The sequence below is a fragment of the Spiroplasma endosymbiont of Lonchoptera lutea genome, from assembly GCF_964019715.1.
In the GTDB taxonomy this organism is placed as follows: domain Bacteria; phylum Bacillota_I; class Bacilli_A; order Mycoplasmatales; family Nriv7; genus Nriv7.
This window is the reverse complement of the sequence record NZ_OZ026463.1, coordinates 1,153,590-1,180,445: the sequence shown is the minus strand read 5'-3', so window position 1 is coordinate 1,180,445 and position 26,856 is coordinate 1,153,590. Positions and strand designations below refer to the sequence as shown.

Here is a 26,856-nt window from a genome sequence, read left to right as displayed (position 1 = left end):
ACAGTTTTTTAAAATAATTGTATTAAATCTATTGGTCTTTTATAAGATAATGATTTTCTGGGTGTAGAATTAATTTGAAATGCTATAGAATTTAAGTCTTTTTGTTTATATGAAGATAAATCAGTAGATTTTGGTAAATATCTTCTTAAAATACCATTATTGTTCTCATTTAAACCTCTTTGACAAGGTTTTCCGGCATCTGCAAAATAAATTTTAACATTACAATTTTTTTCAATTAATTTTCATTTACTAAATTCTTTACCACGATCAAAAGTAATAGTTTTAATTGTTCCTGGTATTAATTTTGAAATAAATTTTATTATACTTTGTGTAATACTTTCTGCTTTATGATTTTTAGTTTTCAAAGGAATTGTGGTTTTTGATCATATATCAGCTAAAGTAATAATAGAACTTTTATGATCTTTACCAACGATAGTATCTCCCTCTAAATGGCCAAATTCTTGTATATTTTTAATATTTGGAATGATTAAATTTCTTTCATGAATAGATTTACAATTATTAATTCTGCCCCTAGTTTCTTTTTGTTTATGAGGTTTATTTTTGCCTTTTCTCAATAAATTTTTTTCATCAAAACCCATTCGATTTGTTTTAAACATGTTATATAAAGTTTTTGTTGAAATATTTTTTATTTTATTTTTCTTTAAAAAATCAGCAATTATATCAAGAGCATAATTTTTAGTAATTAACAAATGATTGATAGTATTAATTTCTGTTAAAGTTAAAATTATTAATTTTCTACCTGCATTTTGTTTATTTTTTTGAACTTGATTCAATATTTCTAATGGTAATAAGTTTTGATTTAATAATTTACAAACTCTGTGTACAGTTGATTTACTATAATCAATTGCTTTTGCTATTTTACGAATAGAAAATCCATAACTTTTATATTCTTTTATTGCTATTATTGATTCAATAGTCAGATACTTATACATTGTGCTAATTCCTTTCTTTTCTTAATTATAGAATTAACACAATTTGTTTTTTATATAAGTGTCCTTTTTAATTTTACATTTCAGGTTTTTTAAAGAAAAATAAAATAAAAAATATTTCAACAAAAACTTTATATAACATGTTTAAAACAAATCGAATGGGTTTTGATGAAAAAAATTTATTGAGAAAAGGCAAAAATAAACCTCATAAACAAAAAGAAACTAGGGGCAGAATTAATAATTGTAAATCTATTCATGAAAGAAATTTAATCATTCCAAATATTAAAAATATACAAGAATTTGGCCATTTAGAGGGAGATACTATCGTTGGTAAAGATCATAAAAGTTCTATTATTACTTTAGCTGATATATGATCAAAAACCACAATTCCTTTGAAAACTAAAAATCATAAAGCAGAAAGTATTACACAAAGTATAATAAAATTTATTTCAAAATTCCTGAAATGTAAAATTAAAAAGGACACTTATATAAAAAACAAATTGTGTTAATTCTATAATTAAGAAAAGAAAGGAATTAGCACAATGTATAAGTATTTGACTATTGAATCAATAATAGCAATAAAAGAATATAAAAGTTATGGATTTTCTATTCGTAAAATAGCAAAAGCAATTGATTATAGTAAATCAATTGTACACAGAGTTTGTAAATTATTAAATCAAAACTTATTACCATTAGAAATATTGAATCAAGTTCAAAAAAATAAACAAAATGCAGGTAGAAAATTAATAATTTTAACTTTAACAGAAATTAATACTATCAATCATTTGTTAATTACTAAAAATTATGCTCTTGATATAATTGCTGATTTTTTAAAGAAAAATAAAATAAAAAATATTTCAACAAAAACTTTATATAACATGTTTAAAACAAATCGAATGGGTTTTGATGAAAAAAATTTATTGAGAAAAGGCAAAAATAAACCTCATAAACAAAAAGAAACTAGGGGCAGAATTAATAATTGTAAATCTATTCATGAAAGAAATTTAATCATTCCAAATATTAAAAATATACAAGAATTTGGCTATTTAGAGGGAGATACTATCGTTGGTAAAGATCATAAAAGTTCTATTATTACTTTAGCTGATATATGATCAAAAACCACAATTCCTTTGAAAACTAAAAATCATAAAGCAGAAAGTATTACAGAAAGTATAATAAAATTTATTTCAAAATTAATACCAGGAACAATTAAAACTATTACTTTTGATCGTGGTAAAGAATTTAGTAAATGAAAATTAATTGAAAAAAATTGTAATGTTAAAATTTATTTTGCAGATGCCGGAAAACCTTGTCAAAGAGGTTTAAATGAGAACAATAATGGTATTTTAAGAAGATATTTACCAAAATCTACTGATTTATCTTCATATAAACAAAAAGACTTAAATTCTATAGCATTTCAAATTAATTCTACACCCAGAAAATCATTATCTTATAAAAGACCAATAGATTTAATACAATTATTTTAAAAAACTGTCCCATTTATATTTACAATTCAGGATATTTAATTCATTAATTTTTTTAAATTTCTTTTTTATTTCTCGGCGTTGATTTTCTTGTTCCACCATTTTATTTTCTATTTCTATGTGAGCTGTTGCTGCATTAAAATGAAGTTGCATATCTTGTCATTCTTTGGCTACACATAAAAAATCATCCAAACAAGAATAGTTTTCTCCAACAAACAAATTATTTAAAAGCATTGGATTATTCAGATTTTCTTTAGTTATTTCTAACTTTCCTATTAAAGTTTCTTTATTAAAAATTGAATCATTAAACTTATTTAATTTCATGATATGAATTTGTTTTTTCTTATATTGTTCAATTCTTCTAATATCTTCAATTTGGATTCTTTGTTGTTGAACTTTATACATTTCTAAAAATTGCTTTTCTAATTTATTTTTCTCTTGCTGATTTTGATCCATAAATTCTCGTTTCCTCTCTTCATTTAAATTTGCTGAATTATACTTGTAAGTGCAAGTATAATTCAGCTTAAATAAAAAAATAAGACTAATAACTAATCTTATTTAAATAATTGATGCATTTATCCTTAAATTCAAGTAATTAATTTCTTGAAAAAGAAAATTATTAACTTCCTGATACCGAAAATATCTCATAAAAATAACTTAATAAACTTTGTTCACTATAAATAATGGTCGCTGGTTGATAGTAAAAATATGAAAAACAACTAATAACAGTATTAAAAACAACCCTAGTATTTTCAATTTGATAATCATTAGCAGACAAAATAACTTCTTCTTGATAATTAATAATTATCCGATCAAGATATTTATTAGATAAAGAATGAATGCTATTAAAGACATAATAACAACTATCTTGTTTTTTAATTACAGTTAAATAACCACTAGTTGTTTGTGGTTTTGTTATTTTTGATAATCTCAAAATACTAGTTAAAATCAACAATCCAATGACTAAAAAATAAATTAAAACACCATTATTGTGAATTGACTTATGAATTATTGGTTTCACTAGTAATTACTCCGAATGACGATACTATTACCTCTTGCGAAAAATAAGTCTTCAAATTACTATCATGACTAACAAAAATAATTAAAGCATCATCAAAATATGTTAATAACAGTTTAATTAATTTAATTTTTAATTGCTGGTTAACATTACTTAATGATTCATCAATTAAAATTATTTTCCACTGATGATGAAAGAATAATGATAAAAAAGCAACAACTTGTCGTTGACCAGAACTTAAATTGCTACCATTATTATCACATTTAGTGTTAATATTCAAATTTATTGCTTGTAAAAGAACACTAACATTTAATTTTTCCAATTTTGCTAAATTTACTAGTTGATAATTAAAATTAACAATATTATCTAAAACTGTTCCCTCATAAACATAGGGATGTTGTTGCAAATAACAAATAATTTCATTATGAGCAAGAAATCGCATATCTTGATTATTTAACAAAATAATTCCTTGATAGTTATCATACATTCCACCAATAAGTTTTAATAAAGTAGATTTCCCACTACCAGAAACCTCACTAATAAAATTAGTTTTTTTAAATTGATAATTAATTTTTTGAAAAATAATTTGATCACAATATTTAAACGACACATTTTGCAATGAGATTGTTGAAATAGTTGTTTCGCACAAAGAATTATGCTTAATTTCCTTTTTAAAAAATAACAGGGGTTTTACACGATTAATCGCTTGCTTCAGTTTTTTTCTCGTAATAATTAGCTGACCAATTTCTTGAAAAAAGTTTGTTACATAGCCTGTTAATGAACTAGCAAATATTATTTGTCCTAAAGATATCATATTGCTAGCAAGTAAGTTACTTGCTAAATACAATATTAATAAATTACAAAGACTAATAATCAACTGTTCATAGTGATTAACTTTAACTTCAGCATTAGATAAACTAATACTAGTTTTTTGTAATTCGTCATAACTTTGTTGAATTTTAAATAAAACAACATCATTAACATCACAACCTATTCTTTGCGTTGCTGATTGAATTAGTTGTAAATATTGTTGATAATGAAAAATCGTTTCTTGTTTTTGTTTAATTTGTTGATGATAACAAAAATTATGAAATAACAAATTAATACATAACAAAATTAATGACTGCAATCCAATCGCTAGTAAAAATCATCAATGAATAAAAAATAACAATATAGTACTAATAATTGCCATAACAAAAATATGAATACCTTGTAATAACTTTGTTGTTAATAAACTACAAACAATAGTTAAATCCTCAACTCTTTGCAATCAATCACTATCTTGATATTGTTCCATTATTATAAAATTACTTTCACTAATAGCAAAATAATATCGATGTGTCATACTAGTAATAAAATTATGAGTTAACATTAAAATTATTTTTTGTTGACAAAAACTAACAATCATTTTCATTAAAATAATAATTATAAAACCTAATAAAATCTTTAATCAAATACTATTTAAAATAAAAAGATGATGACTATCAATAAATACTTTTACTAACATATTTGCTAAAAAATTAATTACCGTTAATTAATAATAAATTAATAATCAATAGCCCTAAAATTATCATTAAATATGGTTGCAATAAATAAAATAATGAACAAGATAACATATTTTTTTGTTTACTAGCAAGAATTATTGTTTTAGCACTAATAATTAAAGTATCCAAATAAATATTTTGTAAATATTCATTTGTTACTCATTGTAATTTTTCCTTGCTAGGATCAGCAATTAAAAATTTTTTTCGATGTTTTTTATAAACAACAATAAAATGAGCTTCACCATTGTCATTATTAACATATAAAATTCAAGGCGTTTTTAACGATAACTTTTGAAGTTGCTCAAAATTACAATGATATGGTGTTAATAATACTCCCTGTGAATAGGCTACCGCTTTCAATGTTTTAATACTTCAATATTCTCATTGAAATGATGCTTCTTGTTTTAAAGTTTCTAATGAAATTCGTTGCTTGTGATAATACTTAATTAACATTGCTAAACAAGCAACAGCACAATCATTTTTTTGCTCTTGTTATATTAATGGATACAACATTTAATCCCCATTACTACTTTTACTTATCTAATATTTTTTTCCTTGTAAAACATAAAAAAATCTCGTTAATGAATTAACGAGAAAATTTACGATTTTGTGCTTGTTTAAATAAACGTTTTTCTCTGGGAGAAAGGAAGTGTTTACGCTTTTCTAATTCTCTTTTAATTGGAGAAGCAGCTTTTTTAAATCTGCGTAAAGCTTGATCAATATCTTCTCCATCCTTTTTTACAACAACTGTGGCCATTTAATTTTCAACTCCATTTTCCTATATTTTTTTACATATGAATATTTTATAGCTAGACCCTATAATTATAATTTTTTTTGCTATAAAATGCAAATGATTTAATAATATAGTCGCGTTTAGTTTTCTTAGGTATTGCTTTGAAGAAGTAAAACAATCAGCTAATTATATTATTTAATTACTAAACTAACCCTGCCTTTCTTGTTATTGTCATTTTTATTCGTTTTCATTTTATCATATTATTGAATTTTTACACAACAAAAAATTATTAATATTATTAAATTTTCACTAATTATCTAAATTTATGTTTTTTATATTTATTGGTATACACCACACCACCTTTATTAATTCAACTATCATCATTTTTATTATTATATTTATTTCATAATGAATTTTTATATATTTCTTTTCTGATTTCTATTTCTGAATTAATATTTTCATTAATATAATGCAATACATTTAATTTGTTTAAATTTGCCATTCTTAAATGTAATAGGTTATTTAAATTCTTATGATTATATATTTTTGCTCCATATCCTAATTGTTGTTTTACTAAATGCGATACATCACTTTCAATGCTGCAGCCAATATTTCATTCTAAATTTTGATTATGAATACCTTGCTTATTGTTTTTGAAATAATTACTTGCCTTTCTTAAATTTGTTTTAATATCTTTATTTAACTCATTTTTAGCAATATTACGAATGTTTTTCACTAATTCTTGATGATTTCCATCCTTATATAATTTAATTCAACTATTTAGTGTTACTTTACGATTTTCAAAAATAATATTAAATGCAGTTTGTTTTAATTTTTTAATAGCGTGATAACCATCTAAAATATATCTAACATTACCGAAACTATTGGCAATTTCTCTAATTCAAGTATCGCCATCGCCACAAATAATTATTTTGTCATAATTAATATTTACATAATGTTTTTGTAATTCTTTAATTAATAAATCACGATAATCCATCGTGTTTATTCGTTTACCAACTTTTAACATTAGAAAATGACCTCGTTTGTTTTCTAGTTCTCTACGAGCATTTTTATAATTTTTTTCTTTATGTCCAGTATGAAAAGTAACTAAACGAATTCTTTGGTCTTGTTTAATTTTATTATCTAATGTCGCTAAAAATGTTTCATCTAGCTGAATATATAAATCTTTATTTTTAACATCAATTCTAGTTTTAGTTTCTTTTTCTGCTAGTTGAAAATATTCGGTAATATTGTATTTATTTAAAATTCTTGAAATACTAGATTTTGAAATATAAGAATGATTTAGAGCATCTAAAACATCGCGATATCGTTTGCCATCACCCAAAAGACTTAAAACTTTAAATTGGACATCAAAATAAATGCGTTGTTTGGGCAATAAACCAATTTCTTTATCTAACAAACATACATATTCGAATTTACCTGATTTTTGATTTCAATATTTATATCGGCGTCGCTTAAAAGTAACATCACCAAAAATTGTAATAATTGTTCTTAAAGCAAAATGAACTACTTTATAACCTTGTTTTAACCGATAATGATATTTATATAAGTATTCATCTAATTTTTCATATTCATTAGCTAATTGTTCGCATTTGTTGGTGTACATATTTTTGTGGGTTGTAAATAAACTAAATCAATGCTTGTTTTCTGAGGTTTTTACATTATTAATAATTTTTAACATAATAAATTACCTTTCTTGATAGTAACTTTAACAAATTTTAGTATTCAATAAACTGAAAAAATGATAAAAATTATTATTTGATGATTTATAATTAATTTGTGTTAATTAAATTTTATAAATTTAAGGGGGGGGGGGGTCGATACTATAAAAATTTATTAGTTAGCAAAAATTCACGAAAAGGATTTGATTAATATGAAAAAACTTTTAGGATTGTTAGGAACAATTTTAATAACTGGTAATGCACTATCAACCGTCATTGCAGTTGCTCCTAATCGAAAACAAAGAACAAAAAATAAATTATTAAATAGTGAGCTTAATTATTCACAAACAAATAATTTAGAAAAATTAATTAGAAATAAAAGACAAAACAACGAAGACATATCAACTACTCCAAAAATACAAGATGAACAACAATCCCAATCTTCAAAAAATACAGATAGCCAAACTGATATTATTGAAAAAGAAGTTACTTGAGATGAAAATTATTCTGAAAATATTCAAAAAATATTGCAAGAACTTATTATTGAAAAATATCTTGTTCCATTAAGAAGTATTAATATGGGGGGACTTATAAGCAAAGACCTTGATAATAAAGATAATAAAACAATTATTTCTAAATTAGAAGAATTAGAACCCAAAATGGCTAATTGAATTAAAGAACAACAAAATAACAAAGAAAAAATATTAATATTAACATTAAAAAATAGTAATAATAAAAGTATAAAATTAGTAATTAATCTAAATAATCTTTATTTACTAGGATTTATTAATAATCAAAATAAGTATTTTTATTTTGATGATGAACTTCTAGAAACAATAAGACAAGCTAATCAAAACGAAATTACCAAACTGGGAAATTTAAAAACTGATTTAGAAAATTTTAAAAAATTAATGATAGAAAAGAACAAAAACAATGAGAAAAAAGAAAAATTAGAGTGAAAAATTAAAGAAAAACTTAATAAATTAAAAATATTAGAAAAATGAAAAGAAGAATTAAAACAAGTAAAAAAACCAGAAGAAATTAAAAAAATAGAAGAAAACATTAAAGATATAGACAAAATAATCGAAGAGAAAATCAATAATACAAAAGTTTTAAATAAATTAAATAAAGAATTAATTGAAGCAAAAAAATCAAAAAATAAGCAACAAAGTGATAAAATAAATTAAATCAAGAAATAGAAAAATTAAAAAAAGCAATAGGATTATTATCTATTTCTCCAATAAATTATAATAACGACAAAAAATACTTAGAAACAAAAATTCTTAATTTACAAGGTAATAGTTTAAAAGCTGATGAACAAAAAATTAAAGCTTTAAATAAAGCAGTAATTCAAAAATATAATTGTCAAAAAACTAATTTAAATTATACAGGAGCATATTCAGAAGATGGATTAAATGTTGTAATAAAAGAGAAAGACAAATCAACTAAAGGAAAAGATATTATTCTTTCGAAAAATACTTTAAATAATGTAATTTCAAATTTATCAAATTACGATAATAAACAAGAAAATCAAACAATAAAAATTGATTTAGTAAGAATGATTTTTATTACAAGTAAAGCCATAAGGTTTCAATGTGATGAAAAAACTTTAGAAATTTTTGCAGAAATCAAAAATATTGATAAATATGGAAAAATAATATATGATGCTAAAAATCTAAAAGATATCCAAAAAATATTTAACGAAAATCAAACAATAAATTTAAAAAAAATTATACATGAGAGTAAAAATATATTAAGAGATATTCAAGAAAAAATATTTAACGAAAATCAAACAATAAATTGAAAAGATTATACATCACAATTAAGAGGCGATTGAAAAAAATATTCAGAACAATTAAATAAATTTAGAATAGAAATTTGAGAACAGTTAATAAAAGAGAAAAAGTTTTTTGATTTTTTTTATAAAAATCAGGATGAGATTAATGAAATACTGGAGACAGGCAATGAAATCAATAGAATAATAGAAACAGATTCTATAATTAATGAAATATTAATAAAACTAAAAAATTTATTTGACAGAGAAGAAAATAAAGATTTTAAAGAAATGGAATATTTTTTTTAAAATGATGAAAAAATATTTTAGAAAACAAAAAAAATGTAAATAATTCCATTTATCAAATGGAAAATGTATTAAAAAATAAAACTAAAATTAAAAGTGGAAATAATTTTAATTTACAAAAAATAAAATTTAATTTTTTTAATAAAGGTAATGGTGTTATTTTATCTATTTCTATTAATAAAAATAATTTAGAACTTACTAAATTATTAATTATATTAAATAATAAAAATTCAGAAATGATTAATGATTTTTTAATGGATTGATCACCGTTACAATATGCAATATTCCATGGCAATCTAGATATTGTGAAATTATTGCTTGAAAATGGTGCCAATATTAATCTACAAAATAATAATGGTAATAATGCTTTAATCACAGCAGTAGAAAATGGCCATACAGATATTGTGAAATTATTGCTTAAAAATGGTGCCGATATCAATCATCAAAATAAATTTGGTATAACTCCTTTAATTACAGCAGCAACTTATGGCGAACTAGATATTATGAAATTATTACTTGAAAAAGGTGCCAATATCAATCATCAAAATAAATTTGGTATAACTCCTTTAATTACAGCAGCAACTTATGGAAAATTAGATATTGTGAAATTATTACTTGAAAATGGTGCTGCCATCAATCTTACAGACGAAAACGGTAATACTGCTTTAATTACAGCAGCAACTTATGATTATGAAAAGATTGTGAAATTATTGCTTGCAAATGGTGCTATAAATAGTCATCTAGTAAAGAATAGTAATACTCCTTTACTTGCGGCAGGAAATGCTCAAATAGAAATTTTAAAATTATTACTTGCAAATGGTGCCCATATTAATCTACAAAATAATAATGGTAATAATGCTTTAATCACAGCAGTAGAAAATGGCCATACAGATATTGTGAAATTATTACTTGCAAAAGGTTTTAATATCAATCTTACAGACAAAAACGATAATACTTCTTTAATTATTGCTTTAATTACAGCAGCAACTTATGATTATGAAAAGATTGTGAAATTATTGCTTAAAAATGGTGCCGATATCAATTTGCAATTAAAACATAATGGTAATACTGCTTTGATTGCAGCAGCATCTTTTGGGAACATAGAAATTGTGAAATTATTACTTGCAAATGGTGTTGATATTAATCTACAAAATAATAACGGTAATACTGCTTTATATTATACAATATGTAACGATTATATAGAAGTTAAAGATCTTTTAAAAAATTTTCAGGATTTAAAAAATAAAATAGAATTATTTAAGAAACAACTAAAAAAACCACAAAATAAAGAACAAATAACAAAAATTGAAAAGGATTTACAAGAATCTCAAAAAGAATTAGAAACATTATTACAACCAGCAAATAATGAAATAAGACAAAACCAATCTACTGAATCTAATAGCAACAGTAATACAAATGTTTCTGGATATCAATCACAAGATACCACAAATGAAACACAAAACCAAAATACTAAAACAACAAATCAAAATAATCTGTATGATGTGCCATCGGATAATAGTTGTTTGTTTTGGGCGGTATCAACATCTTACTTATTGCAAGTGAGAAATAATAACGAAGAATTTAGAAGCCGATTTATCCAATTATTCGGTAGCTTGCAGCTGAGTTATTTATCATATGTACAAAATTTATTGCAACAATTTGATGTAGAAAATAATACAAATACGCAAACTTGATATCAAGATCAAATAGCAAATAATTTAGTTATAAATGTCTTTCGTAATCGCGTTGTTGATTATATAAGAGATAATTTAGACAATCCCACACAAATAAATTCAGGGACAAATCAGATCGAAACATTTCGCAGTGCAATTCAGATAAGCGAAAATGAAATTGATACTAATTACTTAGAAAGAATGAGACAATCTTCAGCGTGAGGTGGACAACTAGAAATTTTGGCGATTGGCAATCTGTTAGGTTCTAATATTAATGCAAACAACCGAAACATATTTGCAACAAATAATCCAACCGAAAACATACAAATATTTCATGTTAATAATGGAACTCACTATAATTTTGCTTTGTCAAAACATACAATTGAAGGAAGCGGTATAAATTCAGAAGAAAAAACTACAACTGTTCAAAATCAACAAAAACTAATAGAAGCAGAACAACCTAAAAAAAATGTAGTAATTTCAAATCAATCTGCTGGCAGTAATAATACAAATGTACCTGTAGCAAATAAACCAATAAACAAAAATATTGTAAATTCACAAACAAAAACTACAAAGATAATAAATAAATATAATTATCTTTCAAAAGACGAAAAATTAAAAAGATTAAATGAAATTAATCGTTATTATCAAACATTATCTGAAAATGATAAAAAAACTTTTAAAGAAAAATTAACAAATACTGGATTAGCAGCTTTAAGTGGGGGTGCATTAACAGCTTATGGAACAAAAATGACTGTTAGTGGTACCGCCGCTACTAGTGTCACAAATGCAGAAGCAATGGAAATGACTCCGCTCTTATCAACAAGCACAACAGAAAGCTTATCCGCCGCAGAAACAATTACTGTTGCCGAAACAGCAGCAGTTGAAGGCGGAGTTATAGCGGGAGAAACTGGTACTGCTGCCGCTTTAGCTCCGGAAACTCTAGGGCTATCCTTAGTAATTGGAGGATTAGCAATTGCAGGAACATGAATGTATTTTGCTTTTCATCATCATGCAACATCTGATATTGCGTTGCCAACTTCAATTCATCATAATGTTTATGATAACATTGAAAAATGATATAAATTTCTAGCCCATGATAAATTAAAAATTAAAATTAACAAAAACACATGAAATGAAATTAAACAAAATAAAAATTCACAAGCAACCATTACTAAAATTATTAAAAATAAATTTATTATAAATGACCATTCTGGCTGGGGCGGGAGTGTCACAAATGAAGATTTCAATACTCTCGTAAAAGTAATGCTGCTTCATTTTGAACAAATAAATGGTTATTTTGAAATATTAGATAATGAAAATGATGGTTTTGTCATTATAACCAACACTGAAGGCGATTGACTAGGAATAGAATAAAATTTAACATTATTAATTAAAAAATTAAAATATTTCTTATATGTGTTATGCATAAATAGCCCGACTTCAAATTTTAATTTTAATATATTTGTTAATTATCTAATTTAAATTAAGATTAAAAATATTTTTACTAAAGCAGTATTTAAACTTAAATACTGCTTTTTTATTTTGTCAAAATAGAAAAAATGAAAAAGTTGTTTAAGAAGAGTATTGTCATAATTAAAAACCATCTTTCTCTAGGCAGTAATTTTAACATTTTGGATTGGCAACCCTTTTTAGGACACTTTTTATGTAGACTGGTATTTTCTAAATTCAACGGGAGTTAAATAATTTAAACTGCCATGAATTCGAATATTGTTATATCAATTAACAAAATCAAATAGTTCGCATTTTAGTTGTGTTAAGTTTGCAAATTTTTTACCGTTAATAAATTCGGTTTTAAAGGTTTTGTAAGTTGCTTCAGCAACAGCATTATCATATGGGCATCCTTTGGAGCTTAATGATCTTTTAATTTTAAAGGTTATTAAAATTTCATCAATAATTTTATTTTTAAACTCATTACCACGATCAGTATGAAATAAAGTTATTTTATTTAATGGTCGTGTTATCTTGTGAAAAGCTTGTTGAACTAATTCAGCAGTTTTATTTGGCCCAGCACTATAGCCAATTACTTCGCGATTAAACAAGTCAATTAATAAACAAATATAATGTCATTTAGTGCCAACTTGAACATATGTTAAATCACTAACAACAACTTCATTTGGTTTTTTGTCATTAAATTGACGATTTAAAACATTATTAATTTCGTCATTATTAACTGTTTTTTTATGATTACAATATTTTAACTTGGTGTATTTAGAAACCAAATTATTTTTGATCATAATGAATCGGATTTTTCGTCGTGATAAAATGATATTTTTTCTTATTAAAACAGCTTTAATTTTACGAGCACCATAAATCTTGCGACTTTTATTAAATGCACTGATAACTTCTTGTTCATAATTATTAACATCAAACTTGGTGCATTTATTAGTTTGATAATAATATGTTGATTTTAGTAAACCTAAAATCTTACATATTTTCCTCACTGAATATTTATTTTTGTTGTTATTAATTATTTATTGTTATTTTTTCCCGATTATCAGTGCTGCTTGCTTTAAAATGTCATTTTCCATCCGTAATTGTTGGTTTTCTTTTCGCAAGTAAATTAATTCATTTTCTTCGACAGTGCAATTATCTTTTGCTTTAAATGACCCAGAATTATTATAATTTTTAATTCAACTATAAATAGTTGGTTTTGGTAAATTATATTCTTTCCCTAAATTAATAACACTTTTGTCATTTTTGTATAGCATTACAATTTGTTTTTTAAATTCTTCAGAGTATGAGGTTTTATTTCCCATTTTTATATTCCTTCTTTCTTAATAATTTTGAAGTCTATATAATTATGGTCCAACTTATTGTAGCCTATCCATTTTTTTATATATTTTTATTAATTAAATAATGAATTAATTGTTGTCTTTTTTTGTATGAAATTTTTTAATATGAAATTTGTTTGAACCGGGATAACTATATTCTTGTATTGTTATTTTTACATCTTTAATTTTTTTAGCAGTATAAAAATATTCAATATTTGTTTTTTGAAAATCTTTATCAAAAAATTCTCTTTCTTCTGGGGTGCTGTTTTCTTTTTTATAATTATAAATTTCTTTAATTTCTTTAAATACTGGTTCATTGGTAAAGACAGCAAACCCTCTAGTATTTTCTCCATAATTTTTTATTTCTAAAGGTAATTGCTCTTTTACTGAGTCAATATTAATATATACTGGGTCACTACCTTTTTTATACAATGATTGTAAATAACTGTTATTTATTTCTGAAAATTTTAAGTCATATATTTTATATTGAACTTGTTGTGTTTCGTTTTCTTTTTTAGAACAACCAACTATTGGTAATATTGTTAATGTCGAAAGAGTTATTATATTTAAAATTTTCATTATTTTAATTCCTTTATTACTTTATTTTTTCAATATATATATATATATTACACGAAAATCCTTAATATCATTAGAAAAATGGCAAAACCGATTAAAAATTGAAAGGTATAGTAAAAAGCTGGTACTGTTTTAAAAACTGGAAAAATCGCGGTTGAAAAGTTAACTGTTGTTTTTGCAATAATTGCTAACGGGCGTAAAATTGTAATGATTCGTGACGCTGTCAGCATTCAGTTTATCATTTTGATACCAGCATTTTGAAGGGCACATCCAATATCATTAAAAGTTGGTATTCATCGTCCAGAATATTTACAATTTGCTGGTGGAATTAAATCGTCTCATTCACTGTTATTTGAACCATCAGGGATAAAGGCTGTTGAATTTAAGACATTAAAGTCATAAATTTTAAAATTGTAGTTAGAGATATTATCTTTGTGATAAAGCGGAAAGGTTAAGGTAAAAATATTAATACCATAACGAATATCAATATCGGTATTGAGGTAATTGATGCTGTTAGCAGTCTTGCTGGTTGGCAAGGTAATTAGTTTATTATCATAGGATTTTAAGACATTAAAATCAATTCGGTAGATACTATTATTGTTTTTAAAGGCATCATAATTCTCTTGATGCGTTTTTTTGTCAAAAGTAAAGAAATAACTTCTTAGTAATAGTTCTGAGTTTCCTATAATATTTACTAAGTATTTTTTGGGATAAAAGGTAATTAATGAACGGTAAAAGAAACCGATTTGAATAAAGTAATTTTTGTTGTAATTATCTACACCCTTAAAATCAATTTCGGTGTAAGTTTTTTCGTCCATATCAAAAGTAGCATAAAATAAACTGGAAAAGAAGTTGCCAAGGATTTCATAGATTTCGTCAAAAACATTTTTGTAATCGCTGTTGTTAATACTAGGAATGTTATTTTTAAAATATAGGTAAATATCATTTCGTAAATCTGGGTCATAACGTAGAAAACTAAATCTAACATTAAGGTAATTTAAAGTACCAAAAAGATACTTAATTAGGCAATAATCGTTAGCGTTTGCAGTATCATATTTTCAGATTTCCTTTTCACCGTGTAGCAATTGTAAATACTTATTTCCGGCAATTATAGTTTTGTTAAATGCCTGAATTTTCAAAACATTCTCATTTACTACATTTTTATTACTAGAAGTCTTGTGATAAAAATAGCTCTCGTCTTTAAAACCATGATTTTTAATGGTGAATTCTTTATAGTAAACTTTTTCTAAAGTGTCAATGAAATTAAATATTGGTGTTCAATAGAGATAAGAGTAATTAAATTTATCAAAATCACCACGGTGAATCATTAAATAGTCAAGATTATCAATAACATCACTATAGTTATGGTTGCCGTCAAATTTGGTGGTTGTTTCTGGCAAATCAATGTCCGTACTTGGTTTAGTTTCTAATTTTGCTAAAAATTTTTTAATATGAAATTTGTTTGAACCGGGATAACTATATTCTTGTATTGTTATTTTTACATCTTTAATTTTTTTAGCAGTATAAAAATATTCAATATTTGTTTTTTGAAAATCTTTATCAAAAAATTCTCTTTCTTCTGGGGTGCTGTTTTCTTTTTTATAATTATAAATTTCTTTAATTTCTTTAAATACTGGTTCATTGGTAAAGACAGCAAACCCTCTAGTATTTTCTCCATAATTTTTTATTTCTAAAGGTAATTGCTCTTTTACTGAGTCAATATTAATATATACTGGGTCACTACCTTTTTTATACAATGATTGTAAATAACTGTTATTTATTTCTGAAAATTTTAAGTCATATGTTTTATATTGAGTTTTTCTTTTATTTCTAACTAATTGCACTGCCGTTTTCTCGTTGTTAATGTTTGGTGGAATAGTAAAAATGTTATTGAAACTAATAGTTAGCACGGTAAATATTTTCATAAACATTTTTATCACTCCTTTTTAAAATATTTTATTTTTCATTATTCTTTTAGCTTTAATTTTTTAATAAGTCACTCAATGATACAGTTCATAATTACCGCTATTGTAATGCATATATCTAAATATCCTAGTATCATAAGTGAAATTAATGCTTCAAATTTTTCATATAATAATTTCAAATCATTAATTCCCAATTTTAAAAATGGAATGAAAAAGATAATAATCATAAAAATGTAAGGCAAAATTCTCCATCAATATTTTTTAAAAGAATTAATTAGTTTGTTTGATTTCATTTTTCAAGGCTTTTTTTGCTTTAATTTTTTGAATAGTAAAGCGGATTAATTTTTCAAATTTAATTGCAAAATATATTGCTCCGCCTCATCAAAAAACAAATATTCCGGCGAGCATAATAACACTATTGAACTTACCAAAAAAATCAACCATTTCTTTATTCATAAAATCATTAAATTTGTCACTTGTTCCAGTTATTCATTTAGTATCTATTACTGTTAATGCACAAATTAATAAACTTATAAAGATGAAAATGATACTTAATACTATTTTTAACCACCGCTTTTTAAAAGAATTTTTAATTCTTAATTTTAATGGCATTTTTTCTTTTGAATTATCTTTTTTAAATAATTTTCCTAAAAGTTTCTTCATTTTAATTTTCCTTTCATATTTTTATCGTCCTTTAATCACAATAAATAAAGCAATAAGTACACAAGTAACACCAAGAATGGTAAAAATTGGGTGTTGCGAAAATGTCCGAGCCATTGGTTTAAATAGTTCTAAAATTGTTAAATTGCTAGTAATAAACTTTTGGAAATTGGCAAGTCCCTCGCTAATATAGTTCGTTAAAGTTTCAAAATGACTACCAGCCAACAATCCAAGAACAGTTATTAAGATAAAAATAATAATTAGTTTAAACATTTTTAGTTACCTTGTTTTGTTTTTATTGGTTTTATTTGTTTTTTAGCTTTTCCTCATGCACTTAAACGCCCCTTATTTTTAACAGCATATTGGCGTTGTTTTTCTAAATTAATTTGTTGACTGCCAAATCCAAGAATGATTGCCATAAGAAACTCTACAGCCAGTGTTAAGAATAAAGGAAATATCAGTTGAATATTCGTTCCCGGCACTTCTAAACTTCAAATTAAGTCAAAAACTTTATAAAGCATTTGAGCGAGAAAGTCGTCCATTTTTGCGAGATTTTCCATTTTTTATTATTCCTTTTCTTTCATTTTTCTTAAAAATTTGCTGAATTTATCCATTTTTAAGTATTCTAAGTCTTCTAAATCAATTGCTGTGTCATTATAGTATTTATCTTCATAGTCAGGATTTACTTTTGAATTTAAGTAATCTCTTAAAAACGCTAGGTAAAAAGAATTGTAAGTGTTTAATATTGGTAGAGGAATTTTTAGTTTAAAAAAATAAATATCAAGTTCAGGAATATCACGGTATTTAATGCGACGACCCTTTTTACTATTTTTAGCATCAATTAAAGTGTTTCGTCAGCGTTCATATTCTTCAATACTAGTAAAGGTGCCATAGATGACTTTTAAGTAGGGGCGAAAAATATTAACGGGTTTTTTACGAATGCCCACAATCACATTATTGGCAATATCACGAACTTTAACTCAAATATGTTTATCTCTTTGACCGCTAGCTAGCACAATATGACCGAAATGGCGTGCCAGAGCGAAATATTCTTGAATACCGGTTTCTTCGTTTTTGGTATTATTTTTTTCTCAATCAGTTCCTTCTAAAAATAAGTTGGTTTCATCTCATAAAAGTAAGGTTTTGTCTGGCAATACCGGATAATCAAAATCTAATAATCCCATATGTCCTAAACTTAATTTTTGGGTTTCTAGTAATGGAAATGTTGATGCGATATGATATTTCTTCTTTTTTAATAATTTTGATGCGTATACTAGAAAGGCGGTTTTTCCAGTTCCTAATGAACCAATAACAATATTTAATGGTGAATTTTTTAAGAAATTAATAACTTTGTTAATTTGTGTTAAATTACTGATTTTAAAAATAAAAATTAAAATACAACCTGCTAAAAATAAATAACTTACAATGTTTTTAAAATAACCGTTGTAAATATATCAAATTGCTCCTCAATGTCATAAAATTAAAAATGAGGTGCGATTCAATTCAATAAAATGGTTATTTTTTTCTATTATTCATTTGCAAAATTTCATCTTGCACCTCACTTTATTTTTTTGTTAGCGTACAGCTCCAAGTAATTTTTCAAACATTTTAAAGCAAATAAAGAATATTGCCAAAATAAATGGAAAAATGAATATTCAGTAGTCAGCAAAGAAATTACCGACTTGTGGCATATTAACAGCAATAATTTCCCACATTTTAGTAAACGCTGTTATAATCGCATTTCATAATTTAGTCATCGCGTCACTAGCTGTTATCTTTGTTACTGCTGGTGCTTCTGTTAAGAAAGTTCCAATCATATAATCACCCCCTTTCTTTTTAAAACATTCATCATTTATATTCAAAGTTTTTCTTAAATTTATTAAAACCACGATTAACCTTAACACGACTGTATTTTTTACTAATTAATTTTGAATTTCTTTGTGAATGCATTACAATGTAACTTCTTGACATTACTTTTGTTTCTATCTAAATACTGATATGGTTTTTCAAAGTAGCATTAGAATAAATCACACCATAATCGCTGTTAAGAATCAAAAAGCAATGTTTGCCATTAAAAGTCAAAGTGTTTCTTGGGTTAAATCAATTTCTTTACCACCACTAATATGGGCCGGAATATTTGTAATTTGGATAAACAAATCTCAGAAAGTTTGTTTAATTTGTTCTCAATTAAATTCTTTTAAATTTACTGTCATTTTTTATCTCCCAAAAATCATTTTTATTGGTAAATACATAATTGAAATTAATGCGAAAAGAAAAGTAATGATAATAATTAATCCGGCAATAAATGCAACTTGTGCAGGCATTTTTTCTATCGGAACAAACAGTTCTAAAAATTCCATAATAATTTTTCAAAACATTATTTTTTATTCTCATTATTTTCTTTTGAATTAGGAGCTTTAACTCATTCTTCAAAGCGAACAATAAATACTTTTTCGTCTTTTGTGAAATTACCAGTATTATTTTTAATGGCATTTTTAAATTTAATTCGCATTTTTATTTTGGCATAAATTTTATAAGCAAAATACGCCAATAGCATTATGCAAGTGATAATAAATATTAATCAAATCACAATATTCATTTTTAAACTCCTTTAAAATAGTTATAATTTATATCTTTTTTATTGTTTTCTTTTTCGGCAATGAAGAAGCCTAATAATTCTTGGCCTTTAATTAACTTGGTTTCTTGCTCTTGTTGATTAATTGAAATTACTTGATATTTACTATCTTTTATTATTCCAATGCAAATTGAATTTTCGTATTTTCCTTTATAAACAAATCGCTTTGGAAACCAAATACCGATTTGTTCATTAAATCACGGAATTTTTGGTGCTTTAATAAGCATTGCGTTTTGTGTTTCTTTTAAAAGATATTTTTTAGTATTTAAGAAAATGTTTTCAATGTTTTTCATAGTAAATTACCTTTCTTATTTGTTATAAACTAAGTTATATTAACTAAGTTAGTTAACTTAGTTTTTTAAACACTTATATATCGCAGATTTAAGTGTTTAACAAGCTTTGTTATTTAATTTTGTTTTTTAATTAGATAAAGATTTTAATAATTTTAAACTTAGCATACCCCTATATAGAAATTTCTACACTTTAACATCCGCATCCTACCCTTGGAACTAATTTAATAGCGTGTATATTTTTAGGAAATCCACCCATTCATTTTTTTATTGCAAAACGAAACAAATTGCTATAGCTAATAGGATGTTATCTATTAACTGGTAAACTTCTTTTGGTTATGGCGACCACTCACAATTTATCGTGCTTTAATACATACCAACATTATTAATTCACTTGTATTTAATTTTCAAAGAACAAACTTTTAACACCTTATAAAATAAAAAGACAATCATTACTGACTGTCTTAATACTTATTCAAATCTTTTCCTACCTAACAAAACTTTATGCGTCCATAAATATGATATAAAATTGCAAATAATGAAACAAAATTCACAAAAAATTAAAACCATTTTTATAACTAAAATTAATTAGCAACTAAACCATCAATAACGCTGCTTTACTAATCCCCAGTCGGTCTGCTCCACCTTTAATAAGTTTTATTGCCTGTGCTTTAGTTTTAATTTTCCCTGACGCTTTAATATACATTGCATCTTTAACAATACTACGAATTAATTTAATATCTTTAACTTTAGCACCACTTTTAGCAAATCCTGTTGAAGTTTTAATAAAATCTGCTTGTGCTTGCAAAGCTAATTTACAAACTTGAATTTTTTCTTCTTTCGTTAATAATGCAGTTTCAATAATAACTTTTAAAATTTGTTTTGGACATACAGCCCGAACATGTTTAATATCATTTAATACTACCGTATATGCCCCTTCTTTTAAAGCTCCGACATTAATAACCATATCAATCTCATCGGCACCATCACGAACAGCTTGTTCAGTTTCCAACACTTTAATATTTGTAGGCACCGAACCCAATGGAAAACCAACAACAGTACAAACATTAACCTTTGTCTTTTTTAACAAATTTTTAGCATGACTAACATAAATAGGATTAACACATACACTAGCAAATTTGTGCTTTTCAGCATCCATACAAATTTTTTGAATGTCATGACTCGTAGCATATGAACTTAATAAAGTATAATCAATAAATTCATTCAGTTTCATAAAACAAGCAGATCTCCTTACTAATTATTTATTTTTAATTATTAATTCATCATTTAGGGTAGAAATTTCACTTTTTGATAATGCCTCTCATTTTAACCTTTGAATAAAAAACTTAATATCAAAGATAATTGTTACTAAACCAAATATTCCAGAAATTCCAATTGATAAACCAAACGCTAAAATAGCATTTTGGTGATTTTTAGCAATTAAAATTAATAAATTGGCTAAAATTGACATCACTGCCATCAATACGATTAATATTAAGTATTTATATGCTTTAAATTGATATTTAATATCAAAATTCTTAATTGATACATAAGTTAATCAAACATAAACCATTATTAAACATAAAGTTATTAATGGAATTAAATAACTAGCAATTTCAAAACCACCACTTAAAGGTAAATTTGATTTTTGAACACTAATAAATACCATTGTTAAAAACAATCAATTAATTGCAAATAATAAATTTAAAATTGCACCCATTCGCTTTGAACTTAAAGACATTCTTATTGCTCCTTTAACTTTTCATGTTCATAACCGATATTAGCAAGAAATGCTAAAACAGCTGTTTCTGATCTTAAAACTCTTTTTCCTAAATTAATTGCATGAAAACCTTCAAAATTAAAAAATTCTAATTCTTTATCACTAAAACCACCCTCAGGTCCACAAATAAAAGTAATACTTGTTGACTTGGATAATGGTAACATTAGTGCCGACAATGAACGGGTTGCTAATGATAATTCATTAGCAATTAAATTTAACTCGCTCTTATAAGGAATAATAGCAGTAAAATCAGTAATAATATCAACAATTTTTGGAATTTGATTACGATTCGACTGTTGTGCTGCTTCTTTAGCAATCTTTTGTCAACGCATCATCTTTTTTTTCTTATCATCATTTCGTTTAATCTTAGTAACACTTCGTTCTAAAGCAATACCAATAATTTGTGTCACACCTAATTCAGTCGCTTTTTGAACAATTCAATCATTACGATCTTGTTTAAGCAATGGCATTAATAATGTTACAACTATTTCTAATTCGGTATTTTCCAATAAATTTTTTTGAATTTCAACTTTTAATTGTGGTTTCTTTTCAATTATCTTCGTTTGATATTTTTTGCCATTATATACAGCAATTAACAAGTCATTAATTTGAAATCTTAAAACATTAACTAAATGATGAGTATCAATATCATTAAAAATTAAATTGCCGAATTCATCTTGAAAATGAGCAAAATAACATTGCATTATATCACCTACTCCAATATTAATTATATCATTTTTAAATCATTACCCAAACCGTCCTGCAATATAATCTTCAGTTTCCTTTTGTTGTGGTGATAAAAATAATTTTCTTGTTCTTGCCACTTTAACAATTTTACCCATTAAAAAAAATGCTGTTTGATCAGAAATTCTTGCTGCTTGTTGCATTGAATGGGTCACAATAATAATTGTAAAATCTTTTTTTAATTGCAATATTAACTCCTCAATTTTACCAGTAGCAATCGGATCTAATGCTGAAGTTGGTTCATCCATTAATAGCACTTCTGGTTTAATAGCAATTGCTCGAGCAATACATAATCTTTGTTGTTGACCACCACTTAAACTTAAAGCTGGACTTTTTAAATCATTTTTAACTTCATCTCATAATGCCGCTTTTTTTTAATGAATCTTCAATTATTTCATCCAATTTTTTTCGATTTCTAATTCCTAAACTTCTTGGTCCATAAGCAACATTATCATAAATTGATTTTGGAAAAGGATTAGGTTTTTGAAAAACCATACCAATCGTAGTTCTTAAAGCAATAATATCTTGTTTATTATCATGCTGAATTATACTTGTAAGTGCAAGTAAATAAAATTGCAAAAGATTTCATATAAAAATTTCATGATGCTAAGTTTATTTTAGAAAAAGTAAATTTAAGGAGTTTTTATATGGGATACAAACATCTTGGCATAGATGAAAGAATTTATATTGAGAATCAATTGAAATTTAAAGTAAAAATTAGTGAAATAGCTAAAAATCTTAATCGAAGTATTAGTACTATTAATCGAGAAGTTAATAGAAATAAAGATAATAATCATTATTTTTCATTAATTGCACAAAATAAAGCAGAAAATAGAAAACAATTACATGTTTATTTTCATAAATTTAAAAATAGAGAATTAGTAAAATATGTACAACAAAAATTATTATTAGGTTGATTGTGGATAGGCTACAATAAGTTGGACCATAATTATATAGACTTCAAAATTATTAAGAAAGAAGGAATATAAAAATGGGAAATAAAACCTCATACTCTGAAGAATTTAAAAAACAAATTGTAATGCTATACAAAAATGACAAAAGTGTTATTAATTTAGGGAAAGAATATAATTTACCAAAACCAACTATTTATAGTTGAATTAAAAATTATAATAATTCTGGGTCATTTAAAGCAAAAGATAATCGCACTGTCGAAGAAAATGAATTAATTTACTTGCGAAAAGAAAACCAACAATTACGAATGGAAAATGACATTTTAAAGCAAGCAGCACTGATAATCGGGAAAAAATAACAATAATTAATAACAACAAAAATAAATATTCAGTGAGGAAAATATGTAAGATTTTAGGTTTACTAAAATCAACATATTATTATCAAACTAATAAATGCACCAAGTTTGATGTTAATAATTATGAACAAGAAGTTATCAGTGCATTTAATAAAAGTCGCAAGATTTATGGTGCTCGTAAAATTAAAGCTGTTTTAATAAGAAAAAATATCATTTTATCACGACGAAAAATCCGATTCATTATGATCAAAAATAATTTGGTTTCTAAATACACCAAGTTAAAATATTGTAATCATAAAAAAACAGTTAATAATGACGAAATTAATAATGTTTTAAATCGTCAATTTAATGACAAAAAACCAAATGAAGTTGTTGTTAGTGATTTAACATATGTTCAAGTTGGCACTAAATGACATTATATTTGTTTATTAATTGACTTGTTTAATCGCGAAGTAATTGGCTATAGTGCTGGACCAAATAAAACTGCTGAATTAGTTCAACAAGCTTTTCACAAGATAACACGACCATTAAATAAAATAACTTTATTTCATACTGATCGTGGTAATGAGTTTAAAAATAAAATTATTGATGAAATTTTAATAACCTTTAAAATTAAAAGATCATTAAGCTCCAAAGGATGCCCATATGATAATGCTGTTGCTGAAGCAACTTACAAAACCTTTAAAACCGAATTTATTAACGGTAAAAAATTTGCAAACTTAACACAACTAAAATGCGAACTATTTGATTTTGTTAATTGATATAACAATATTCGAATTCATGGCAGTTTAAATTATTTAACTCCCGTTGAATTTAGAAAATACCAGTCTACATAAAAAGTGTCCTAAAAAGGGTTACCAATCCATCGCCTGAACAAATTTATGGCAGAATTAAAAATTTTCATCAAGAATGAATTATTAGTTTTAAAACAATTTAATTGCCAAATTGTAAAGTTAAGTGCAACTAAATTATTTTTCTAACCAAATATTCGATTGGCGAAAGATAATTTAGTATTTTTCTTGGTCTTTGGTTTAAAGACAATATAAATTTATGAACTGCATTTTTAGTAGTGTTTGAAAAATTAAATTTTTTAGGAAATTTTTCTCTAATTAAACCATTAGTATTTTCATTAGTACCTCTTTGTCAAGGTGAATATGCATCAGCAAAATAAATTTTCACATTTAAATTTTTTTCAAGTTGTTGTCAATTAGCAAATTCTTTACCCCTATCAAATGTTATAGTCTTAACAAGATTATTTGGAAGAATTGATAAATAATGACTAATATTTTTGTTAATAACTTTAGTAGTTCTATTTTCAACTAATATTGCTAAAGTAAATCTTGATGTTCTTTCAACTAAAGTTATTAAACATGATTTACTTTTACCTCGTGATGATACTACAGTATCACCTTCTCAATGGCCAAGAGTTATGCGATTATTAACATTTCGTTCTTTAATGGATTTACCATTAAATTTACCCCGATTTTCTTGAGATTTTCGTTTCTTACCTTTTCTTCTTAAATTTTTACTAGTAACCTTTTCAAGTAATCCAGAATAAATTCAATTGTAAATTGTTTTAAAACTAATAATTCATTCTTGATGAAAATTTTTAATTCTGCCATAAATTTGTTCAGGCGATCAACCTAATAATAATTTTTGTTGTACATATTTTACTAATTCTCTATTTTTAAATTTATGAAAATAAACATGTAATTGTTTTCTATTTTCTGCTTTATTTTGTGCAATTAATGAAAAATAATGATTATTATCTTTATTTCTATTAACTTCTCGATTAATAGTACTAATACTTCGATTAAGATTTTTAGCTATTTCACTAATTTTTACTTTAAATTTCAATTGATTCTCAATATAAATTCTTTCATCTATGCCAAGATGTTTGTATCCCATATAAAAACTCCTTAAATTTACTTTTTCTAAAATAAACTTAGCATCATGAAATTTTTATATGAAATCTTTTGCAATTTTATTTACTTGCACTTACAAGTATAATTCAGCGTTTTACTTTTTCAAAGCAATACCTAAGAAAACTAAACGCGACCTAAGTTTAATATTTTTTTGCATTTTTATTTATTTATGTTATTATTTATAGGAACATAAATAAAAGAAAGTAGTGTTACACTCACCTGATAGCAACATATTATCGTTATGGGTAAACAGCTAATAATAATTTTAGATTTAAAATCTAAATATTTTAATGGTGAGTGTGTATTAGTACACACTTTTTCTATGTTGTTATAGGAGGTTTTCTATTTTATGAAACATAAGCCAAATACTGATTTTATTAACCAAAATATTCCTTTTCGTGAAGTTTTAGTTATTGATCAAGATGGCAATCAATTAGGTGTGATGTCACGAAATGATGCTTTAAGGACTGCTAAAGAGCAAGGACTAGATTTGTTTGTTGTTGCACCTAATACTAATCCGCCAGTGTCGAAAATTTTAGATTATGGCAGATATAAGTATGAAGAGCAAAAAAAAGATAAAGATAATAAAAAAAAGCAACGAATTATTCAAAACAAAGAAATGCGTTTAACACCTAATATTGGTGAGCATGATTTGCAATTCAAAGCTAAGAAGGTAATAGAATTTTTAAAAAATGGTGATCGGGTTAAAATATCTTTAAAGTTTCGAGGTAGGGAATCATATCGTAAAGAGTTTGGTTATGAAACATTAATGCGGTTTTATGATTTAGTAAAAGAGTATTGTGAAATTGAAAAAACACCAAAGTTAACTGGTCAGTTTTATGATATGTATTTAATTGTTAGAAAAGATAAAGATTTAATTAAAGAAAAGGAGCAAGAAAATGCCAAAAATGAAAACAAAAAAAGCATTACAGAAACGAATTAAAATTACTGGAACTGGTAAATGAAAGCGAAAGCATGCTTTTACTTCTCATTTAGCGCAAAATAAGTCAACTAAACAAAAACGACATTTAAGCAAAGAAGGAGCAGTACATAAAACTGATTACCGAAGATTAAAAAATTTACTACTTAGTTAGA

At 24.9% G+C, this 26,856-nt stretch carries 29 protein-coding genes and 4 pseudogenes; 9 read left to right on the top strand and 24 right to left on the bottom strand.

Features of this window, described 5'->3' with window-relative positions:
- Nucleotides 1-8: 8 nt before the first annotated feature.
- Nucleotides 9-953, bottom strand: a complete 945-nt coding sequence (locus AACK97_RS06705; RefSeq protein WP_338966714.1) for an IS30 family transposase — start codon at nucleotides 951-953, stop codon at nucleotides 9-11.
- Between the two features lie 77 nt (nucleotides 954-1,030).
- On the opposite strand from AACK97_RS06705, the pseudogene AACK97_RS06700 reads away from it, so the two are divergent.
- Both AACK97_RS06700 and AACK97_RS06695 read left to right on the top strand, forming a co-directional pair.
- Nucleotides 1,031-1,450, top strand: a pseudogene (locus AACK97_RS06700) (IS30 family transposase); the annotation flags it as partial.
- Nucleotides 1,451-1,492: 42 nt separating this feature from the next.
- Nucleotides 1,493-2,437, top strand: a complete 945-nt coding sequence (locus AACK97_RS06695) for an IS30 family transposase (protein ID WP_338967580.1) — start codon at nucleotides 1,493-1,495, stop codon at nucleotides 2,435-2,437.
- Here AACK97_RS06695 and AACK97_RS06690 read toward each other — a convergent pair.
- From AACK97_RS06690 to AACK97_RS06665, 6 genes and pseudogenes are all read right to left on the bottom strand, one after another.
- A complete protein-coding gene (locus tag AACK97_RS06690) occupies nucleotides 2,429-2,890 on the bottom strand; it encodes a hypothetical protein (RefSeq protein WP_338967578.1) in 462 nt (153 codons plus the stop codon). The genes AACK97_RS06695 and AACK97_RS06690 overlap by 9 nt on opposite strands.
- A gap of 163 nt (nucleotides 2,891-3,053) precedes the next feature.
- A complete protein-coding gene (locus AACK97_RS06685; RefSeq protein WP_338967576.1) occupies nucleotides 3,054-3,455 on the bottom strand; it encodes a hypothetical protein in 402 nt (133 codons plus the stop codon).
- Entirely contained in the window at nucleotides 3,436-4,959 is a 1,524-nt protein-coding gene (locus AACK97_RS06680) for an ATP-binding cassette domain-containing protein (protein ID WP_338967574.1), read from the bottom strand. The genes AACK97_RS06685 and AACK97_RS06680 overlap by 20 nt, the downstream gene beginning before the upstream one ends.
- A 13-nt stretch (nucleotides 4,960-4,972) precedes the next feature.
- Nucleotides 4,973-5,476 (bottom strand): annotated as a pseudogene (locus AACK97_RS06675) (cysteine peptidase family C39 domain-containing protein); the annotation flags it as partial.
- Nucleotides 5,477-5,582: 106 nt separating this feature from the next.
- Nucleotides 5,583-5,753, bottom strand: a complete 171-nt coding sequence (gene rpsU, locus AACK97_RS06670; RefSeq protein WP_338967572.1) for a 30S ribosomal protein S21 — start codon at nucleotides 5,751-5,753, stop codon at nucleotides 5,583-5,585.
- Nucleotides 5,754-6,042: 289 nt separating this feature from the next.
- Nucleotides 6,043-7,431, bottom strand: a complete 1,389-nt coding sequence (locus AACK97_RS06665; protein WP_338966780.1) for an Mbov_0401 family ICE element transposase-like protein — start codon at nucleotides 7,429-7,431, stop codon at nucleotides 6,043-6,045.
- A gap of 192 nt (nucleotides 7,432-7,623) precedes the next feature.
- Between AACK97_RS06665 and AACK97_RS06660 the strand changes: the two genes are divergently transcribed.
- The 3 genes from AACK97_RS06660 to AACK97_RS06650 are packed head-to-tail and all read left to right on the top strand — an operon-like array spanning nucleotide 7,624 to nucleotide 12,541.
- Nucleotides 7,624-8,598 (top strand): ribosome-inactivating family protein, encoded by a 975-nt coding sequence (locus AACK97_RS06660; protein WP_338967569.1) that lies wholly within the window; start codon nucleotides 7,624-7,626, stop codon nucleotides 8,596-8,598.
- Nucleotides 8,595-9,494, top strand: a complete 900-nt coding sequence (locus tag AACK97_RS06655; RefSeq protein WP_338969012.1) for a ribosome-inactivating family protein — start codon at nucleotides 8,595-8,597, stop codon at nucleotides 9,492-9,494. Before AACK97_RS06660 ends, AACK97_RS06655 begins: the two co-directional genes overlap by 4 nt.
- A 56-nt stretch (nucleotides 9,495-9,550) precedes the next feature.
- On the top strand, nucleotides 9,551-12,541 hold the full coding sequence (locus tag AACK97_RS06650; protein WP_338967567.1) for an ankyrin repeat domain-containing protein: 2,991 nt from the start codon (nucleotides 9,551-9,553) through the stop codon (nucleotides 12,539-12,541).
- 287 nt (nucleotides 12,542-12,828) lie between these two features.
- Here AACK97_RS06650 and AACK97_RS06645 read toward each other — a convergent pair.
- The 16 genes and pseudogenes from AACK97_RS06645 to AACK97_RS06570 all read right to left on the bottom strand — a co-directional run.
- Nucleotides 12,829-13,944, bottom strand: a pseudogene (locus AACK97_RS06645) (IS3 family transposase).
- A 105-nt stretch (nucleotides 13,945-14,049) separates the two neighbouring features.
- Nucleotides 14,050-14,538 (bottom strand): hypothetical protein, encoded by a 489-nt coding sequence (locus AACK97_RS06640; RefSeq protein ID WP_338966785.1) that lies wholly within the window; start codon nucleotides 14,536-14,538, stop codon nucleotides 14,050-14,052.
- Nucleotides 14,539-14,585: 47 nt separating this feature from the next.
- Nucleotides 14,586-16,460, bottom strand: coding sequence for a hypothetical protein (locus tag AACK97_RS06635; protein ID WP_338967565.1), 1,875 nt, complete (start codon nucleotides 16,458-16,460; stop codon nucleotides 14,586-14,588).
- A gap of 270 nt (nucleotides 16,461-16,730) precedes the next feature.
- Nucleotides 16,731-17,123 carry a hypothetical protein gene (locus AACK97_RS06630; protein WP_338967563.1) on the bottom strand — a complete coding sequence of 131 codons (393 nt, stop codon included), beginning with the start codon at nucleotides 17,121-17,123 and terminating at the stop codon, nucleotides 16,731-16,733.
- A 21-nt stretch (nucleotides 17,124-17,144) separates the two neighbouring features.
- Nucleotides 17,145-17,393 (bottom strand): hypothetical protein, encoded by a 249-nt coding sequence (locus AACK97_RS06625; RefSeq protein ID WP_215826579.1) that lies wholly within the window; start codon nucleotides 17,391-17,393, stop codon nucleotides 17,145-17,147.
- Between the two features lie 2 nt (nucleotides 17,394-17,395).
- Nucleotides 17,396-17,680: a hypothetical protein gene (locus AACK97_RS06620; RefSeq protein WP_338967561.1), complete on the bottom strand. Its 285-nt coding sequence runs from the start codon at nucleotides 17,678-17,680 to the stop codon at nucleotides 17,396-17,398.
- Nucleotides 17,681-17,686: 6 nt separating this feature from the next.
- Nucleotides 17,687-18,670: a hypothetical protein gene (locus AACK97_RS06615; protein WP_338966794.1), complete on the bottom strand. Its 984-nt coding sequence runs from the start codon at nucleotides 18,668-18,670 to the stop codon at nucleotides 17,687-17,689.
- 24 nt (nucleotides 18,671-18,694) lie between these two features.
- Nucleotides 18,695-18,937: a hypothetical protein gene (locus AACK97_RS06610; RefSeq protein ID WP_338967559.1), complete on the bottom strand. Its 243-nt coding sequence runs from the start codon at nucleotides 18,935-18,937 to the stop codon at nucleotides 18,695-18,697.
- A gap of 19 nt (nucleotides 18,938-18,956) precedes the next feature.
- Nucleotides 18,957-19,091 carry a hypothetical protein gene (locus AACK97_RS06605; protein WP_338966796.1) on the bottom strand — a complete coding sequence of 45 codons (135 nt, stop codon included), beginning with the start codon at nucleotides 19,089-19,091 and terminating at the stop codon, nucleotides 18,957-18,959.
- Nucleotides 19,092-19,102: 11 nt separating this feature from the next.
- Entirely contained in the window at nucleotides 19,103-19,333 is a 231-nt protein-coding gene (locus tag AACK97_RS06600; RefSeq protein ID WP_338966797.1) for a hypothetical protein, read from the bottom strand.
- A 164-nt stretch (nucleotides 19,334-19,497) separates the two neighbouring features.
- Nucleotides 19,498-19,719 carry a hypothetical protein gene (locus AACK97_RS06595; RefSeq protein ID WP_338967557.1) on the bottom strand — a complete coding sequence of 74 codons (222 nt, stop codon included), beginning with the start codon at nucleotides 19,717-19,719 and terminating at the stop codon, nucleotides 19,498-19,500.
- Between the two features lie 2 nt (nucleotides 19,720-19,721).
- Nucleotides 19,722-20,048 (bottom strand): hypothetical protein, encoded by a 327-nt coding sequence (locus AACK97_RS06590; protein WP_338967555.1) that lies wholly within the window; start codon nucleotides 20,046-20,048, stop codon nucleotides 19,722-19,724.
- A gap of 592 nt (nucleotides 20,049-20,640) precedes the next feature.
- Complete coding sequence (deoC, locus tag AACK97_RS06585; RefSeq protein ID WP_338967553.1) at nucleotides 20,641-21,279, bottom strand: deoxyribose-phosphate aldolase; 639 nt, start codon at nucleotides 21,277-21,279, stop codon at nucleotides 20,641-20,643.
- A 24-nt stretch (nucleotides 21,280-21,303) separates the two neighbouring features.
- Nucleotides 21,304-21,786 carry a hypothetical protein gene (locus AACK97_RS06580; protein WP_338967550.1) on the bottom strand — a complete coding sequence of 161 codons (483 nt, stop codon included), beginning with the start codon at nucleotides 21,784-21,786 and terminating at the stop codon, nucleotides 21,304-21,306.
- Between the two features lie 2 nt (nucleotides 21,787-21,788).
- Nucleotides 21,789-22,529: a 16S rRNA (uracil(1498)-N(3))-methyltransferase gene (locus AACK97_RS06575; protein WP_338967547.1), complete on the bottom strand. Its 741-nt coding sequence runs from the start codon at nucleotides 22,527-22,529 to the stop codon at nucleotides 21,789-21,791.
- Nucleotides 22,530-22,571: 42 nt separating this feature from the next.
- A pseudogene (locus AACK97_RS06570) lies at nucleotides 22,572-23,133 on the bottom strand (phosphate ABC transporter ATP-binding protein); the annotation flags it as partial.
- 83 nt (nucleotides 23,134-23,216) lie between these two features.
- Between AACK97_RS06570 and AACK97_RS06565 the strand changes: the two are divergent.
- On the top strand, nucleotides 23,217-23,558 hold the full coding sequence (locus AACK97_RS06565) for a helix-turn-helix domain-containing protein (protein ID WP_338967546.1): 342 nt from the start codon (nucleotides 23,217-23,219) through the stop codon (nucleotides 23,556-23,558).
- Nucleotides 23,559-23,560: 2 nt separating this feature from the next.
- A protein-coding gene (locus AACK97_RS06560) for an IS3 family transposase (RefSeq protein ID WP_338966745.1) occupies nucleotides 23,561-24,672 on the top strand; the annotation gives its coding sequence in 2 pieces (ribosomal slippage) (nucleotides 23,561-23,804 and nucleotides 23,804-24,672; 1,113 coding nt in all).
- 127 nt (nucleotides 24,673-24,799) lie between these two features.
- Here the strand turns inward: AACK97_RS06560 and AACK97_RS06555 are convergent.
- Entirely contained in the window at nucleotides 24,800-25,744 is a 945-nt protein-coding gene (locus AACK97_RS06555; protein ID WP_338966716.1) for an IS30 family transposase, read from the bottom strand.
- Nucleotides 25,745-26,110: 366 nt separating this feature from the next.
- Between AACK97_RS06555 and infC the strand changes: the two genes are divergently transcribed.
- Both infC and rpmI read left to right on the top strand, forming a co-directional pair.
- A complete protein-coding gene (infC, locus tag AACK97_RS06550; RefSeq protein WP_338967543.1) occupies nucleotides 26,111-26,704 on the top strand; it encodes a translation initiation factor IF-3 in 594 nt (197 codons plus the stop codon).
- The gene (gene rpmI / locus AACK97_RS06545) at nucleotides 26,661-26,855 is read left to right on the top strand and encodes a 50S ribosomal protein L35 (RefSeq protein ID WP_338967542.1); all 195 of its coding nucleotides are present in this window, start codon (nucleotides 26,661-26,663) and stop codon (nucleotides 26,853-26,855) included. Before infC ends, rpmI begins: the two co-directional genes overlap by 44 nt.
- The last annotated feature ends 1 nt before the right edge of the window (nucleotide 26,856 follow it).